Source organism: Frigoribacterium sp. CFBP 13605, assembly GCF_014839405.1.
GTDB lineage: Bacteria > Actinomycetota > Actinomycetes > Actinomycetales > Microbacteriaceae > Frigoribacterium.
Window position 1 is genome coordinate 1 of the sequence record NZ_JACYNS010000021.1, and the last position, 13945, is coordinate 13945.

General features: G+C 63.9%; 19 protein-coding genes and 1 pseudogene. 7 read left to right on the top strand and 13 right to left on the bottom strand.

What is annotated here, in order from left to right; all coding sequences use genetic code 11:
- Window positions 1-204, top strand: a pseudogene (locus IFT36_RS06835) (hypothetical protein); the annotation flags it as partial.
- A gap of 156 nt (window positions 205-360) precedes the next feature.
- Window positions 361-699, top strand: coding sequence for a DUF2274 domain-containing protein (locus IFT36_RS06840; RefSeq protein WP_200412718.1), 339 nt, complete (start codon window positions 361-363; stop codon window positions 697-699).
- Window positions 700-731: 32 nt separating this feature from the next.
- Here IFT36_RS06840 and IFT36_RS06845 read toward each other — a convergent pair whose 3' ends face one another.
- From IFT36_RS06845 to IFT36_RS06855, 3 genes are all read right to left on the bottom strand, one after another.
- Complete coding sequence (locus IFT36_RS06845) at window positions 732-992, bottom strand: class I SAM-dependent methyltransferase (protein ID WP_200412719.1); 261 nt, start codon at window positions 990-992, stop codon at window positions 732-734.
- Window positions 993-1045: 53 nt separating this feature from the next.
- Complete coding sequence (locus IFT36_RS06850; RefSeq protein ID WP_307785048.1) at window positions 1046-1672, bottom strand: recombinase family protein; 627 nt, start codon at window positions 1670-1672, stop codon at window positions 1046-1048.
- Window positions 1673-2147: 475 nt separating this feature from the next.
- Entirely contained in the window at window positions 2148-2891 is a 744-nt protein-coding gene (locus IFT36_RS06855; protein ID WP_200412720.1) for a beta/alpha barrel domain-containing protein, read from the bottom strand.
- A gap of 382 nt (window positions 2892-3273) precedes the next feature.
- Here IFT36_RS06855 and IFT36_RS06860 point away from each other — a divergent pair, with 382 nt between their 5' ends.
- The gene (locus IFT36_RS06860) at window positions 3274-3843 is read left to right on the top strand and encodes a recombinase family protein (RefSeq protein WP_200412721.1); all 570 of its coding nucleotides are present in this window, start codon (window positions 3274-3276) and stop codon (window positions 3841-3843) included.
- Complete coding sequence (locus IFT36_RS06865; RefSeq protein WP_123571998.1) at window positions 3840-4217, top strand: hypothetical protein; 378 nt, start codon at window positions 3840-3842, stop codon at window positions 4215-4217. Before IFT36_RS06860 ends, IFT36_RS06865 begins: the two co-directional genes overlap by 4 nt.
- A gap of 411 nt (window positions 4218-4628) precedes the next feature.
- Here IFT36_RS06865 and IFT36_RS06870 read toward each other — a convergent pair whose 3' ends face one another.
- The 7 genes from IFT36_RS06870 to IFT36_RS06900 all read right to left on the bottom strand — a co-directional run bounded on the left by IFT36_RS06870 (window position 4629) and on the right by IFT36_RS06900 (window position 9702).
- On the bottom strand, window positions 4629-5246 hold the full coding sequence (locus IFT36_RS06870) for a hypothetical protein (RefSeq protein ID WP_200412722.1): 618 nt from the start codon (window positions 5244-5246) through the stop codon (window positions 4629-4631).
- A 116-nt stretch (window positions 5247-5362) separates the two neighbouring features.
- Complete coding sequence (locus IFT36_RS06875) at window positions 5363-6241, bottom strand: leucine-rich repeat domain-containing protein (protein WP_200412723.1); 879 nt, start codon at window positions 6239-6241, stop codon at window positions 5363-5365.
- A gap of 207 nt (window positions 6242-6448) precedes the next feature.
- Window positions 6449-6718, bottom strand: coding sequence for a hypothetical protein (locus tag IFT36_RS06880; RefSeq protein WP_200412724.1), 270 nt, complete (start codon window positions 6716-6718; stop codon window positions 6449-6451).
- 128 nt (window positions 6719-6846) lie between these two features.
- Window positions 6847-7104: a TlpA family protein disulfide reductase gene (locus IFT36_RS06885; protein WP_200412725.1), complete on the bottom strand. Its 258-nt coding sequence runs from the start codon at window positions 7102-7104 to the stop codon at window positions 6847-6849.
- 298 nt (window positions 7105-7402) lie between these two features.
- Window positions 7403-7816 (bottom strand): hypothetical protein, encoded by a 414-nt coding sequence (locus IFT36_RS06890; RefSeq protein ID WP_200412726.1) that lies wholly within the window; start codon window positions 7814-7816, stop codon window positions 7403-7405.
- 546 nt (window positions 7817-8362) lie between these two features.
- Window positions 8363-8998, bottom strand: coding sequence for a hypothetical protein (locus IFT36_RS06895; RefSeq protein WP_200412727.1), 636 nt, complete (start codon window positions 8996-8998; stop codon window positions 8363-8365).
- A gap of 194 nt (window positions 8999-9192) precedes the next feature.
- On the bottom strand, window positions 9193-9702 hold the full coding sequence (locus IFT36_RS06900; protein WP_200412728.1) for a hypothetical protein: 510 nt from the start codon (window positions 9700-9702) through the stop codon (window positions 9193-9195).
- A 577-nt stretch (window positions 9703-10279) separates the two neighbouring features.
- On the opposite strand from IFT36_RS06900, the gene IFT36_RS06905 reads away from it, so the two are divergent.
- Both IFT36_RS06905 and IFT36_RS06910 read left to right on the top strand, forming a co-directional pair.
- Complete coding sequence (locus tag IFT36_RS06905; protein ID WP_200412729.1) at window positions 10280-10573, top strand: hypothetical protein; 294 nt, start codon at window positions 10280-10282, stop codon at window positions 10571-10573.
- Between the two features lie 50 nt (window positions 10574-10623).
- Window positions 10624-10803, top strand: a complete 180-nt coding sequence (locus IFT36_RS06910) for a hypothetical protein (protein ID WP_200412730.1) — start codon at window positions 10624-10626, stop codon at window positions 10801-10803.
- A 187-nt stretch (window positions 10804-10990) separates the two neighbouring features.
- Here the strand turns inward: IFT36_RS06910 and IFT36_RS06915 are convergent, their stop codons facing one another.
- The 3 genes from IFT36_RS06915 to IFT36_RS06925 all read right to left on the bottom strand — a co-directional run bounded on the left by IFT36_RS06915 (window position 10991) and on the right by IFT36_RS06925 (window position 12573).
- Window positions 10991-11572 carry a recombinase family protein gene (locus IFT36_RS06915; RefSeq protein WP_200412731.1) on the bottom strand — a complete coding sequence of 194 codons (582 nt, stop codon included), beginning with the start codon at window positions 11570-11572 and terminating at the stop codon, window positions 10991-10993.
- A gap of 83 nt (window positions 11573-11655) precedes the next feature.
- Window positions 11656-12021 (bottom strand): hypothetical protein, encoded by a 366-nt coding sequence (locus tag IFT36_RS06920; RefSeq protein ID WP_200412732.1) that lies wholly within the window; start codon window positions 12019-12021, stop codon window positions 11656-11658.
- A gap of 42 nt (window positions 12022-12063) precedes the next feature.
- Entirely contained in the window at window positions 12064-12573 is a 510-nt protein-coding gene (locus tag IFT36_RS06925; RefSeq protein WP_200412733.1) for a hypothetical protein, read from the bottom strand.
- 485 nt (window positions 12574-13058) lie between these two features.
- Between IFT36_RS06925 and IFT36_RS06930 the strand changes: the two genes are divergently transcribed.
- Window positions 13059-13910, top strand: a complete 852-nt coding sequence (locus IFT36_RS06930; protein ID WP_200412734.1) for a hypothetical protein — start codon at window positions 13059-13061, stop codon at window positions 13908-13910.
- Window positions 13911-13945: the final 35 nt, after the last annotated feature.

Here is a 13945-nt window from a genome sequence, read left to right on the forward strand (position 1 = left end):
TCGGGCATCGACTTCGACCAGCTGACCAACGGCTTCGGCTTCGAGGGGCTGGACGGCCTGACCGCGGGCGGCGAGGAGTACCTCGGCGGACTCGGCGAGCAGGTCGGCGGACTCGGCGAGCAGGTGGGTGGGCTGGGTGACCAGCTCGGCAACCTCGGCGAGGGCTTCCAGATCCCCGGCCTCGGCAACCTCTTCGACCGCTGACCGCGCGGCTCGCGCCCGCGCGGCTCGCGCCGGCGCGGCTCGCGTCCTGAGGCCCCAGGAACTCGCCGAGACCCTCCCGCGCGCGCGGGGGTCCGGCCCGGTCACCGAACTCGGCAAGTACGCCGACGCCGCCGACGAGACGCTGGGAGCAGGACGATGACCAAAGCGGAAGAGCTGCGAGCACGAGCCGCCCGCGCGACGCAAGGAGCCGCGCCGACGACGCCCGAGCAGAACCAGCCAGGAGCGCCCGCCGCCGAGGCGACGCCAGCACCCCGGCCGAACGTCGTTCGAGCCAAGCCCGTACGCATCACCGCCGACCTGTCTCCCCAGGTCTACCGAGGCCTCATCGACTACGCCGCAGGCCTCGCAGAGGCTCAGGGCCGAGTGCTTGTCGCGCACGTGCACGTTACCCGTGCCCTCGTTGCAGAGCTGCTGGAAAACGACGAGCTGCAAGGGGCCATCGCCCGCCGCGTCCGCGCGCAGCTCGACGACTAGATCGTCCGTAGTTCAGTAATTACGGATTTAAGCTACTGGCCGCCCAGTCCTTCAAGGTCCGTGACCCAGCGCTCTGCGCCGCTCGAGCGCCACTCGACGGCCCGGTAACCCTCGTCTCTCAGGCGCTCGTCTGCTTCTGGGACGGGGTCGTGGTGGAGATCGCGGGTCGGCAAGATGACAGTGGTGGACTCGCCGGTTTCCGGTGCGAGAGTCAAGAGCCATGCACCGACCCCGCTGGTCGATCCGACCGGGAGGTCACGGTAGATATAGGCACTTTCAGCCAGCGAGGTCATGGCCAGCACAGTACGGCCTCGCCGGCCCTCGTTCATGGAACACGGCTGTGAGATCAGGCGTCGGCGCGGGGGAGTGTCACGGCTGAAGCGACCGCGGCCGGGTGCCGCTCGAGCGCCCGGTAGACCGTCGCCCGCCCCACGCCGAGCAGTTCCACCAGTTCGGCGACCGTGTGGTCACCGGCGCGGTGGATCGCCACCATGTGCCGCTCTTGCGCGGGAGAGAGCTTGGGCTTTCGCCCTTTGAGCTTCCCCCGCACCTTCGCCGTGGCCATGCCCTCGCGCGTGCGCGCTCGGATCAGGTCGGACTCGAACTCGGCCACCATCCCCAGGACGACAAAGAGCAATCGCCCGACGGGGTTGGTCGGGTCGTAGACCGACCCTCCGAGGGTCAGCCGCACCTGCCGGCGCGTCAGCTCTTCAGCGATGTCGGTTGCGTCTCGCAGCGATCGCGCGAGGCGAACGAGCTTCGTCAGGCCCAGGGTGTCGCCCTGCCGGCAGGCCGCCAGAGCCTCTCGGAGCCCCGGCTGCTCCCTATTAGTCCCTGTCAGGCCGCGGTCGCTGTAGATCGGTTCCGGCGGCACTCCCAGCGCGCAGGCGGCGTCCCGCTGCGCGGTGAGGTCCTGGGTGTCGATGGAGACGCGGGCGTAGCCGACGAGGGTCCCGGTGGTCTTCAGTCTCACAGAGGGTGCCGTCACTGGAACCTATTTCGGACGGCCTATCTGAGACAGCAATACGCCCGGAGGTCCGGGGGAGTGGTCGCAGCCGCAGAACGTCCGATGAACGATCGCCGAAGCGAGAGGGAGCTCGTAGCGCAGGCTACGGGCTCCCTCTAAGCCATCTCAGGGCGAATGGACCAGTCGATAAACCAGCAATGCCAAGCTGCTCCGCCTCATTAGGGTCGGTAGTCATCTCGCTTCTCGGCCCCGATGTACATACCTGGGTGTGCTCGATTGCCGCCTAGAACGCCTATGGCAGTCAGGCCAACACTGAGGCTTGCAATGAGGATTTTCACCAAACCAATGAGAAGGGGCTTTACGCGAATCGACATTTGAGCAACTGCTTTCCTAGTACTTGTTGGAGCAAGTTGCTGGACGAATCTTCTGTGGCCGGATGTGCCGCCTCGAATATGCGTTGCCTCTAGCTGCTACGGCATCCTTAGCCGAAAGTATCCGAGTCGGGCGCGGGGCAGGTCTTGTCGACTCGTTCCGCTTCGGCGTCCGTCAGCCCTTGACTGGATGCTGATCCAGCGCTCGGGAACCAGCCCTGGTGGGGCCAGGTCGACGCGAACTCCTCGCGAGTCATGCTCGGCTCGGTTGACGGGGCGCCGAGCGCCTCGAAGCACGGCAGCTGGAACATGGTCTGGTAGTCGTACAACCACGCCGCTTGCCCGACCGTGAGCGTCTCAGCGACGGGGCTCGGGTACATGACGTTGCAGCGGTAGCTGGCGAGTTCGGCCTGCTCGCGCTGCGGCCCGCCGTCGGGCATCTCGAACGAATAGCCCTGCGAGGTCGAGCCGTCCTTACCTCTCCCGACGTCGTCGACCACGGGCAGGCCGGCCTCGCGGAGGCACGCGATGAGCGGGTCGAGGTCGCCGCCCTCGATCTCGTGGACCAGGGCGACCTCGGGTCGGACCGCGTCGGGGAATTGCTTTGTCACCTGGTCCCAACGCTGGTCGGTGGCCTTCTGCCGCAGTTCGGCGAGGCGGGCTGGGTCCGGCGGCCCCGAGGTAGGGGGCGCACCGAGCTCGTCGAGGACGGCTTGCCGGTCCGGCACCCCGGTTCCGTTCGTCGCGGTGCCGGTCGGGGCCGGTGGCCCGCCCATCTCGCTGCTAATCCCGGCACACCCGGTCAGCAGCAGCGCAACCGCCGCCACGGCGACCCCCGCCGTAAATCTCCTCATGGGCCACATTGTAAGAGGATTCCTCAAACAGGACATCAAGACGTGATTTAGAACACCACCAGGCGGTGGCTTATCGGAGTGGCAGGGGCGCACAAATCGGACCAGGCATCAGCGTTTGCGGCAGGGCGACGACAGGCCGCCAACTCGTGGCAGCTCTGAAGACCCCTTGAGCTGGCTGCGTCAGCACATGCCGCTGCGGGCGAGGTCCCTGACATTCTTAGGGAAGCCGCTCTGCGGGCGCCCGTTACGCGGTCGTTCATCGGGACACCTACTCGGGCCCGTTTCGGACGCCCGAGACCAAGTGGCGTCTCGCCTGCGGATTCCCGTATGCCTGTCCCGAGAAAAAGCCCGGTGATGGGGGTTTAAACGCTACAGTCGTCGGATGCTCATCGGATACGCCCGCGTCTCGACCTCGGGGCAGGATCTCGCAGCACAGCGTGACGGTCTTGCAGCACTTGGTGTTGACGATCAACACGTGCATGTTGATCACGGCTTGTCCGGGACGACTCGAGCTCGGCCAGGCCTCCGTGAGGCGCTGGCGGCGTGCCGTGCCGGCGACGTTCTCGTCGTGACCAAGCTCGACCGCCTCGCCCGCTCACTGCGCGATGCAACAGCGATCGCGGACGAGCTCACAGAGAAGGGCGTCGCCCTGAACCTCGGGGGAGCGGTCTACGACCCCACCGACCCCGTGGGCCGGCTGCTGTTCAACGTGCTTGGCATGGTGGCCGAGTTCGAGGCTGACCTGATCCGTGCCCGGACTCGTGAGGGCATGGCGATCGCCAAGGCCGCCGGCAAGCTCCGTGGCCGTAAGCCGAAGCTGACTTCCTCGCAGGAGAAGCACCTGATGCAGCTGCATCGCACAGGCGCCCACACGACGAGCGAGATCGCGGAGCTATTCGGCGTCGCCCGCTCGACGGTCTACCGGGCGATTCAACGGGGGGAGCAGTCGTGAACGCGTTTGATGAGGGCTCGGCCTCCGAGCCTGTCCACTTCGAGCTGAGCGATGACGAGCGAACGTTGCTATGGCAAGGCCTCGGGCAATGGGGAGGCCCTGCTGATCTCACGGATGCGATGGCCGTCGCTATGGGGTTCACCAGCACGGCTGGTTTTTTCGAGGAGGAGGAGAGGTTGTCGGCTGCGCTGAAGGCGAAGGCTGCGCTGCCTCCGGAGGATTGGCGACGCATCCTCTTGGCAACTGAGATCGTGTTCGCCTCGGCCATCGTCGGAGCCGGCTCCTTGTGGCAGACGGTCACGGGCTTGGATGACGAGTCCACTTTTCGCATCCTCCGGCGCCTGCAGCAACGGTTCCCGGCGTCTTTCTGGTGATGGCCTCTCGATCCTCGACACTCCTGCCTTGAGAGGGCCGATAAGGGATCGTGGACCGGGCGGTCGTCGACCGCAGGTGGTAGCCGCCCTCGGAGCATAGGCATACTTCAGGGGTGAGCCGTTGGCGTGTACTGGACATGGTGAACCCGTATCCGTTTGTTGGTCTGATTGGCGTTGGCGTCGGCCTAGTCATGCTCATAGGACGTGCCGTCATCGAAGCGACGACGAACTCGAACGCTTCCGCCGGCACCGTGGTGGGCTTGATGATGATTGGTTTTTACGGAGGCCAGCTCCTATGGGCTTTCGTGAAGCGGCGCCGCGGAAGAGCTTCCGATAGCCACGAGTAGCGTCAGCCTCGCCCGTCAGGCAGCCGGGCAATCCGCCCGATAGGGGATCGTTGGCCGGTGTGCGCTAGTTGCCCTCGTTGCTCCAGATGGGTCGAGCCTGGCGAGCTGCGGCTGAGTAGGCGTGATCGTCGAACGTGTGCCGCGCCTCGGAGACGTCGAATTCGGGCCAGCTCAAGACGAGCTCGAGCCGGCCGTCCGGGGGGATGGGCCATAGCCACAGCCGCGCCGAGGTCGTGAAGTAGGAGTCGTCGCCCGACCCGCCCTGTTCGGTGAGGGTCAGCAGGGGTCCTGTCGGAGCCTTGGCGGGATCGTCGTGGAATGCGTCGCCGACGTCAGCGACGACTTTCGTTCCGTCGTCGAGGACGACGCCGAAACGGATGCTGCGAGCGGGATCGACTGCCCCGTTGCCCCAGCGTCCGCCTCCGAACCTGTCCATGAGGGTGGACCAGTCTCGGCGGTTTTGGTGACGGTTGCGGAGCAACCACTGGACGTCGATCTGTAGGCCTGTGGCGTGGACCGAGAGCCCGGTGACTGTGACGGCGATGTCGTTGGTCGTGGCCAGGACCGTCGACACGCCGATCCGACTTGGGAGCCAGTCGACGGGGGGCGCAGCCCATTCGGGAGCCACGTAGTGCTCTGGTGAGTCGTCGTCGGGAGGCGTGACTTCGGGGAAGAACGTCATGAGTCACTTCACCATCCGCACCTGGTCTGCGCAACAGCTTTGGCGAGCTCGTGGATCTGGTCCCGCCTATGCCCGTTGAGGGATCGTCATGCGGTCCTATCAGGGGCTAGTCGACGTCAGCTCTGGGTTCGGCGGATATTCGCTTGGAGATGCTGCACGTTTGGGTGGTAGTGACGACGGTTCATTAGCCCGAGTGTGTTCAGGTGGTGCAGGTCGTCGATGGCGCTGAGATCGCCGTCGATGAATCGTGTCGATTCGTGGAGGAACAGTCCGCGGAGTTCCTTCAAGCCGGCCAAGGGGCTGGCACTGGGTACATCACCGATGTTCCCCAGGCCGAGTGTTCTCAGGGAGCGACAGTGGGCCAGTGGCTTCAGATCCTGGATTCGGCGGCAGCTGTCCAGATCGATGGCCTCTAGTTGTGCACCGACGGGGCCCTCGAGCCCGGTGATGTCGGCAAGGTTCCTGCCTCCCGTGATGGTGAGCGACCGCAGCGACACGAGCGCATCGAGGCCCTCGAGCGAGGCCACGCTGGGCCGGTCCTTCATCCGTAAGCGGCTCACGTTCTTGAGCAGAGACAGGGACGTCAGGTCCTTTTCCGTGAAGCATCCGAGGTAAAGGTCTTCGAGTCCCGTTGCGGTGAGTAGTGATTCCTCGACTGTGGGCCAGTCAGCCGAGAGCGACGTCAGGGCAGGAAAGCGGCTCAGGTCGATACTCGCTCCGGGTGCGACGAGGAGTTGCAGAGACGTCAAGCGTTGACCGAGGTCGTAGAGAGGTGTGAGGTCCTCGATCCAGCGGGCGACTATGGCGACGCTCGTCACGGTCGGAGGCAAGTCCCGGACGAGTTCGAGCGTGGTTTCTTGAAACCCGTGTGATGAGTTCAACCACACGGTTTCGGTGTGGCGCCGCTTCAACTGGCGGGCGTCACGACCGGTCCAGGGACTCGCGACGGCCGTGAATGCTTCGCCCCAGTGGGAGTGCTTCTCCGTGACACTCATCGAGGCCGATCCGGCGATTCGTTGGGGGACGCGACGTAGGGCACGGGGCTAGCTAAGTGGCTCCACGCCTTCACAACAAGCACGGGTGTGCTCTGGCCGAACAGTTCGAGGCAGGTGCCCGATAGGGGATCGTCTAACGAGACACCAATGAGCGCGCGTGCGGGCTCGGGTCTTGGGTTCTGCGCGCCGCAGGTCGACCTGCGGTGTCTAGAGGGGGCCAGGCCCGAACCAGAGGGCAGGCAGCGACGCAGTGAGTAGTAGCGCCGCCATGGCGAGGCTCACGACTGCCAGAGATCGCCGTACTTCGTGTCGTACCGAACTGACGATCGAGAGGCCGAGGGATGCGGCGGAGAGGATGCCGACGGGCACCCAGGCCGCGAGGAAGATCGGGTACAAGAACAGCCAGCCTTCGTTGTCCCAGAGAGCGACCGGGGCCCACATCGTGATGTAGAGAGCGACGTAGGAGACAAGGGCCACGAGGGTCACGATGCTCGAAGCCAGAGCAAAAGGGCTGGCGGCCCGTGGGGCGTCGCGCGGCTCGTTTGCTTGGCCAGGCCATACCGAGGCGGTTGTCACGGTCGAAAGCTAGCAGCCCCCCAGCCGCGTCAGCCGCCGGGCGACGGTTCGGGCGTAGCGGCCGCGGTCTTGACGAGTGCGCGCAGGATCGATGGGTCGACGGACCCCAAGACTCGAGCACTCACGCGCCCCTTGGGGTCGAGGACGATTGTTGCCGGGGTCGCCTTGGGGGTCGTCTTGCCGGCGAACGCGAGCTGGACGCTACCGGTGTTCGCGTCGAATGCGGCGTCGGGTGCGCTGGTGGCCAAGAAGAGGGCCGAGAAAGCTAAGAGTCGACGTGTTCGCACGCGTGAGGATAACTCCGTCGACCTGCGCACGAAAAGGGTCGAATGGTGGGAGGCACCGAGGCTCCCCAGCGATGCCGAGGGGCCTAATGGGACTCATCTAGTTGGGACGCCTCAGTAACCCATGACAACGCGCTTGATTCGGCTAACCCACCAGCCAATCGTCACCCAGTAGAGCGCACGCCCAACGAGGGTAGTCACAACCCATAGGCCGGCTGCCGCCTTAGCTGCCACGAGTCCGATGAAGGCCATACCGGTTGCTGCGATGAGGGCCCCAATGCCCGCATGAAGCAATTCCATGTCAGACGTTTCGAACAGGGTCGCTTTTGAAACGCGCAAGTTCCGCCAGCCACGATCGAACCGTCTCCACAGTCGGCTCCTGCTCGTAGGCCGCGAGACGATCCTGCGTCTGGGCCACCCAAGCATTGAATCGCTGCACGATCGTGGCGCGCATGCGGGTATCCGCAGCGGATCCCTTGCCCTGCTGTTCGTGGTTCCAGTTGACCTTGCCTGCCGCGTAGAGCACGCCGGCCTTGTAGTGCTCGGCGTCCAACCATTCCGCTAGCCACGGCTCCGAGGACGTGTCGAGAGAGCGGGCCACGGTGGCGAAGCTTCCGATCTGGGTGACCACGGCGTCGCCGGCAGGGAAGTCATTCTCCGCAAGGGTGATCCCGGAGAGGAGCCTGCGGACAGTGCTGAGGTCGGGTGAAGTCATGGGGTTACCTGTCTGTCGGTGGGTAGTGGTCGGACAATACAGGCCGCAAGCGACATTTCCTCGGGTTGACTGCCAGTCCCAGTCCGCACTTCCCGAGCCTTGTCTCAGACGTCGGGATCGGCTTAGCTCCGGGTAGTGGTTGAAGCTGGCGGTCGTCCAGTGAACGATCGGCGTCCGGCACACTGGGTCTTATGCAACGAGAGGTGTCCCTCGTCCTCTTCGAGGGTCAGTCGTGGCCGCTTCGCGAGAATATTCTGCTCAATGACGAGGCGCGAACTACCTACTCGCCAGAGGAGTACGGGCTTTCTGCACGGCTGACGCAGCAGCTCTACGACTGGACCGAGTGGTGGCACGCCCACGAGATGCGTCAGTCTCCTAGCCACTACCGGTGGGCGGCTCGGTTGGTTCGAGACCTGCAAGCTGAGCTCGGTCCGGGATTCGTCGTACTTCTCGACTAGGCGCCCTGAAGAGCAAATTCGGGTCGAATGTCCGATAGCCGATTGTCTATCGGACGGCCCGCTTGGCCCGGCGGATGACCTCAGCGGTCTACCTGGTCCAGCCGAAGGCGTGCGTTAGGTAGGCAACAATCAGCCCCAGCCCTACTGTGCCCACTGCTCCAACAACCCAGTTGCGAACAACGTTCCTCTCTGGTTGGGGTTGTGACGGGAGTGTGGTGAGTACCGGTGTGACCCGAGAACTCTTCGCGCGTTTATGCTCCGCTTCCTCAGCGAGGACCCTTTTGTGGATCGTGATGGCATGATCGTGCACGCGGTCTCTCTCCTCGCGCATCTCCGTTTCGACCTCCTGGCGAAGAAGAGCTTCAAGACCCACAACATCTTGACGGACATGGCCGTGGATGCTCATCTCGATCTTGGGCTGTCCCCAGAAACTCGCTGTTACGGTTGCTTCCAGCGTGGCTTTAAGGATGTCCGCGTTATAGATCGTGGATTCCATCATCGATGGGTTGAGGTGTTCCTGCCGCGCGAAGTCGCGCAGTTCGGTTGCGAGACGGCGGGTAGAGTGACCGCCGTCGTCCCAGTACATCGTTATCCGGGTCTGCTTTCCCTGACCGCCCGCTGCTTTAAAGCGCTCCCCGATCACCGACCGCCAGACCTCGAAGCCGATCCACAGTGCGTCGCGTGAGTACGGGACTATGACCTTCGCGCCGAACGAATCATTCACGCAGACAGGCTAAGTCGAACAGTGTGCGTCAGATGATCACTGATGGCCCGATCTTCCAGGTTCGAGTGGGGCGCGCAGCTGGTGGGCACCTCACACGAGCTCGGTAGGACGCCGCACCGTCGTGAATGTCACCAGCTCCTGACTCTTTGCACGTCCAGTTGGCGATCGGTGGCCGCGACGCGAGCAGCTCTTTTTCACGCCTGCCCGTCTGCTGGTGAGTCAGGTACCGCGGATGCTGCGGTGACCGCGACACGAAGCGCGCTTTCGAAGTCTGCTGCGGGCGCACTTGAGCGCCACTTCACTACCGCACCCGCGAGGACGCCGCAGGCTTGCACGAGTTGCTCACCATGGGCCTGCGCAATGCCGTCCCAAGCGCGGGAAATCTGCTGGATTGATTTGTGGTCGCGCTCAGTAGCGCGGAGTTTGACCATCTCGATCGCGATCGACACCCGTCCGACGTGGGGGTGAGGTATTGGCCGGTCGCCACGGGCCCAGTTCGTCATGTCGAAGGACTTTTGCCAGGCGTCGGTGTCGGAGGCGAGTTGGTCGATGCGCTCCAGGAGCCGTTCGATGCTCATCTCGAACCCCTCCACGACAGCAGCGCTCCGCTCGAGCCGGAAGGCGATGATCACACCGACGATTCCGATCGTTGCACCGACGACGGTGGCAAGTAATTGCGGGACAAACTCAGACCAGAACTCCATACAAGGAACCTACGTGCGGCCTTGTCTTTCAAGGGGCTGCAGCGACGGGTGGTCTGGTGCCGAACGACGCAAGGTGGACGCGAGGCGACATGAAGTCCCAATGGGGATACTCGCTAACCGACAGGCGGTGTCTGCCGATAGAGGTTTTCAGCACCTCTCCAAATGAATCTATTCGCGTATCTACGCGAGGGCGGAGCCGTCAGGCACCGTGTGTTACCTGGGCGATCACCCACGGATGGACTTGCAGGTCCAAAGCCGTGGGAAATTTCCGGGTTTCAAACGATTTACAGAAGGGAGGTGCCACGGTGAAGAACTATCCGAAACCGCTCGGCCGTAAAGCGACAGTCGTCGTGATCTGCTTGCAGTCACTCAACCTAGTTGTTAACGTCCTTCGCTTAATTTGGTCCTAGACCAAGTGACGCGAGCCGTCGGGCTCCATTGAGTCCGGCGGGAGGGTTTTCGGAGAACACCCACGGCCCGACCAGCAATGCTGGTCATCCGTGTCGGCGGTCAGTTGTACCGTTTGCCGGCATGGGAATACGGGTCTCGGGAGATGCGTCAGCCAAGATCCTTCGCTATGGTGCTCGTCCTCGTCGCCATGGCGGTGCTGCTTGCAGTGGGGCCGTTAACGCTGACCGCGAGCGGTGACGCCTCCGTGGTGCTGCTCGGCGTCATAGCGCTTGCCGTAGCCGGGGGAATCGGGCTCGCTGTCGCTCAAAAGATTCGCCGCGACGCCGCGATCAAGCAGCGCGACCAGCTGGTCGCCGGGATTCAAAGGCAGCTGCGCGCGCAGTACAGCGCCGGCTACGACCGCGATTACGACGACGGGACTGCCCGTCACGGCCGCGCAACAAAGGAAAAGGGAAACTAGCTAGGACTCAGGAACTCAAGGACACGCTGGCGTCATTTGCGTTCACGTTCGTGGGCGTCGCGATCGGCGCTGCCGTCTTGACGATCGTGCTCGTCGTGGTCGAGGCGTACGTCGTGAAGGCTGACAGGCCCACCGTGTTGCGGACGCTGGCGATCATCGCCGGTGCTGTCGTGGCCGTGTTCACGATCCTCGCTGTCGTCTTCGCGAATGCGGTGACCACCGCCGCCTGACCCGCTTCACGCCCTACGGCCGCACTGAAGAAGTCCACAACAGTGCGGCCGTTTCGGCGCCGGCGGCCGCTGCCTGCAGCTCGCTCGAGCAGCTGCTCGCTTAACGCTGCTCGACAACGAATCTGCCGATCCGTCCCGGGTTCCCACGACGGCCGTCGTGGGGCCGATGTTCCGTCTTGGAGGACTGCTACAACCTGGCCCGAGCACGATCGAGAGCCCGGTAGACGGTCGCTCGGCCGACGTCGAAAAGGCCGGCTAGCTCCGCAACCGTGTGGGTGCCGGCCGCGTGGACGTCGGCTAGGTGACGTTCCTGTGCCGGCGTGAGCTTCGGCGGCCGGCCGTTCAGCCGGCCCTTGTCGCGCGCGATCGCCATTCCCTCGCGTGTGCGGGCTCGGAGCAGGTCGCGCTCGAACTCAGCGACCATCCCGAGGACGTTGAAGAGTAGTCGCCCCACGGGGTCGGCCGGGTCGTGCACAGTGCCGCCGAGGCTCAGGGCGACCTCGCGCGCGACCAACTCGGCCGAGATGTCTCGGGCGTCCGGCAGCGAGCGGGCGAGCCGGTCAAGCTTGGTGACGACGAGCGTGTCACCAGGCCGACAAGCCGCAAGGGCTGTCGTCAGGCCCGGACGCTTCCGGGTGGCCCCTGACAGCCCTTGATCGACGTACACGCGCTCTGGGGCGACCCCGAGGGCGTGGAGCGCCGCGCGCTGCGCTGTGACGTCCTGGTGCGCCGTGGAGACGCGTGCATAGCCGATGAGCATTCCCGTCATGCCGGGCAGTCTCACACGGCCCCCGCTCACCGGAACCAGTTCCGGACAGGTCTATCGAGACAGTATTTTCGGGCGTGTCAAAATCAGTCCTTTTGGCTCGGCCCTCGAAGTGCTTCGAGGATCTGGACGACTTCGGCGGCGTCGTAGTTGTGAGCCTCTACCTCTCCGCCCTCGGGGGTCTTGGCCCGAATGTACGTCTCGGGGTGGCTCGACCGGTTCCCGACAAAGGTCTGCGCCAGGCGCATGAGTTCATTCACTGCGCCCGGAAGGGCAAGAAACAGAGTCACGTACGTCATCGGGTCGGCCGACTCCTGAATGAGCCGCGAAGCTCTAAACCCCTCGGCGCGCAGGACCTTGTCTAAATCCTCGCCGGCATCCGTAGGTGCAACGACCGTCAGCAGCTTTCGGTCGTGGTCGTACCGAAGCCGCACAGCATTCGTATTGGTCATGCGCGGAGGTTATCGCGGCGCGTGAGGGCACATGTCGGGCCGTCAGATCCGTTGCGCGTCCTTAATCAGGATCTTGTCGAACTGGTCGGTGCCGTACTGGTCGTCCCAGCGAATGGCCATGCCGAATCCGCTTATGCGGCTGCTCGCTCCCAGCGGCATCGCCAGAGGAACGCCCACTGGGTACAGCCCGAAGCGGATAGCGGGGTTCAGCCCAGATTGCTGAGTCTTCGAGGCATCGTAGAAGTCGATTCGCAGGTCGTGGACGGCGTCCGGACCGTGGTTTTCGACCTCGTATACGTCTAGCGATGAGTTGAAGGAGAGGGTCGATCGCTGCGGTCCTTGGTAGCTCGGGTCACGCTTCGCCAGCTGACCTAGGAACCGGCGGCCACGCCTCGCATTCCGGCGGGATGGCTTGGTCTGCCCGTCTCGTGATTTTGTGTCAAGCCGGTTACCGAGCCGGTTCAGCCCGAACGTCAACAGGGCGACGACCACCGCAACAACGAGCGTCGGCAGTGTGAATAGGGATGACCAAAAGTCAGCGGGCGCGGGCATTTGGACAAATTACCGTGAGACCTCAACTTGCAAGCGTTTCGGACACGCGAGATCGATTGAGCGGCGGCGTCCGGTCGGCGTTCAGTAACAACTACGAGAGCGTCGCGAGGGACGACGACCTCGGCTCACGAATTGCGCTGCTGCTCTTTCTGGTGCCAGGGGAAACCACCAACAAAACGCTGCCACAGCGACGGGTGACGAACAGGGGCCTTTTCCTCCCCAGGTCGGTCTCCCCGGTGGTCCCCACCGTTGACTGTTTCGGCAGGGTTGACCGCTTGTGAATCGGCTTGGGCCAACCACATGTGCTCTTGGAACATTTGGTGCCTCCTGAAGCTAGAGCTTGCAGAGCATTGATTCCTCGAACAGTAGACCCATCTGTCGATGAAGCAAATAGGCCGCAAAGATGACGTTTTTTCGTTGCACCGGCCCTACTTTTTCCGGTGTGGGGGCGGCAGTGGGTCGCACCATCAACCAAGGGGACTTTGATGAAGAAGCAATGGTTTGCCCGGGGCGCCGCAGTAGCAGTAGCGGCGGCACTCATCGTCATACCGACAGTGCCGGCGAACGCTGCAGTAGTGACCTGGCGCAACGCCAGCTCCGTCTCCTGCAGCACCTACACGGAAAGCGGGGCTTCGCTGTCGCAGTCGCGCAACGGCCAACGCGCATACCTTCCGCAGGCCGCCTCAGGCCTCGGCGGGACGTATCACCTTTACGTCTGGCACGGCGTCTCCACCACCAACGCGTGGGCCAATGACATCTCCGTTGGCGGCGCCACCAACTTCACCCCCGGCAAGGTCAAGTTCGTTCACGACTCAACCTGCACCTTTAAGGAATACCTGGCCGGACAGGCTCTCAACGTTGGCCGACCTTCTGTCGTTGGGCCCACAGCCACCACGGCTCAGGCCAAAGAAACGTCACCGTCCACTGCCCGTCTCCTGTCGAGCGTTGGCGTCGCGACCGTCGCTACGCCCTATGGGCTGGATCTGAAAACCGCTTCTTACCAAGGGGCCACAGGTGGCACAGATGCATGGACGGTCGTGAAGGGCGCAAACACGTACCTGATCACCCTCACGTCCGCGGGCATCGCGACCGCCGCGTCCGTTCCCACGGCTCAACTTGCCACGCAGGCCATGACCGTTCGTACGGAAACCAACGGTGTTGGACAGCAGTTCGTGCTGGGAACGGCCTCGTCGTCGGCTGCCATCGATGAAATCGCGGGCTTGGACAAGGTCGGAGGCAATCTCTTCGTCGACAACTCGACGCGGACATCAGATCAGAAAGTTCAGGTGGCGACGCCGACCAAGGCTGACTACCAAGTCAATCTGCTGGGCAAATAGGCAGTCCGCGCCATCAGCGCAGTCAACGGGTCGGG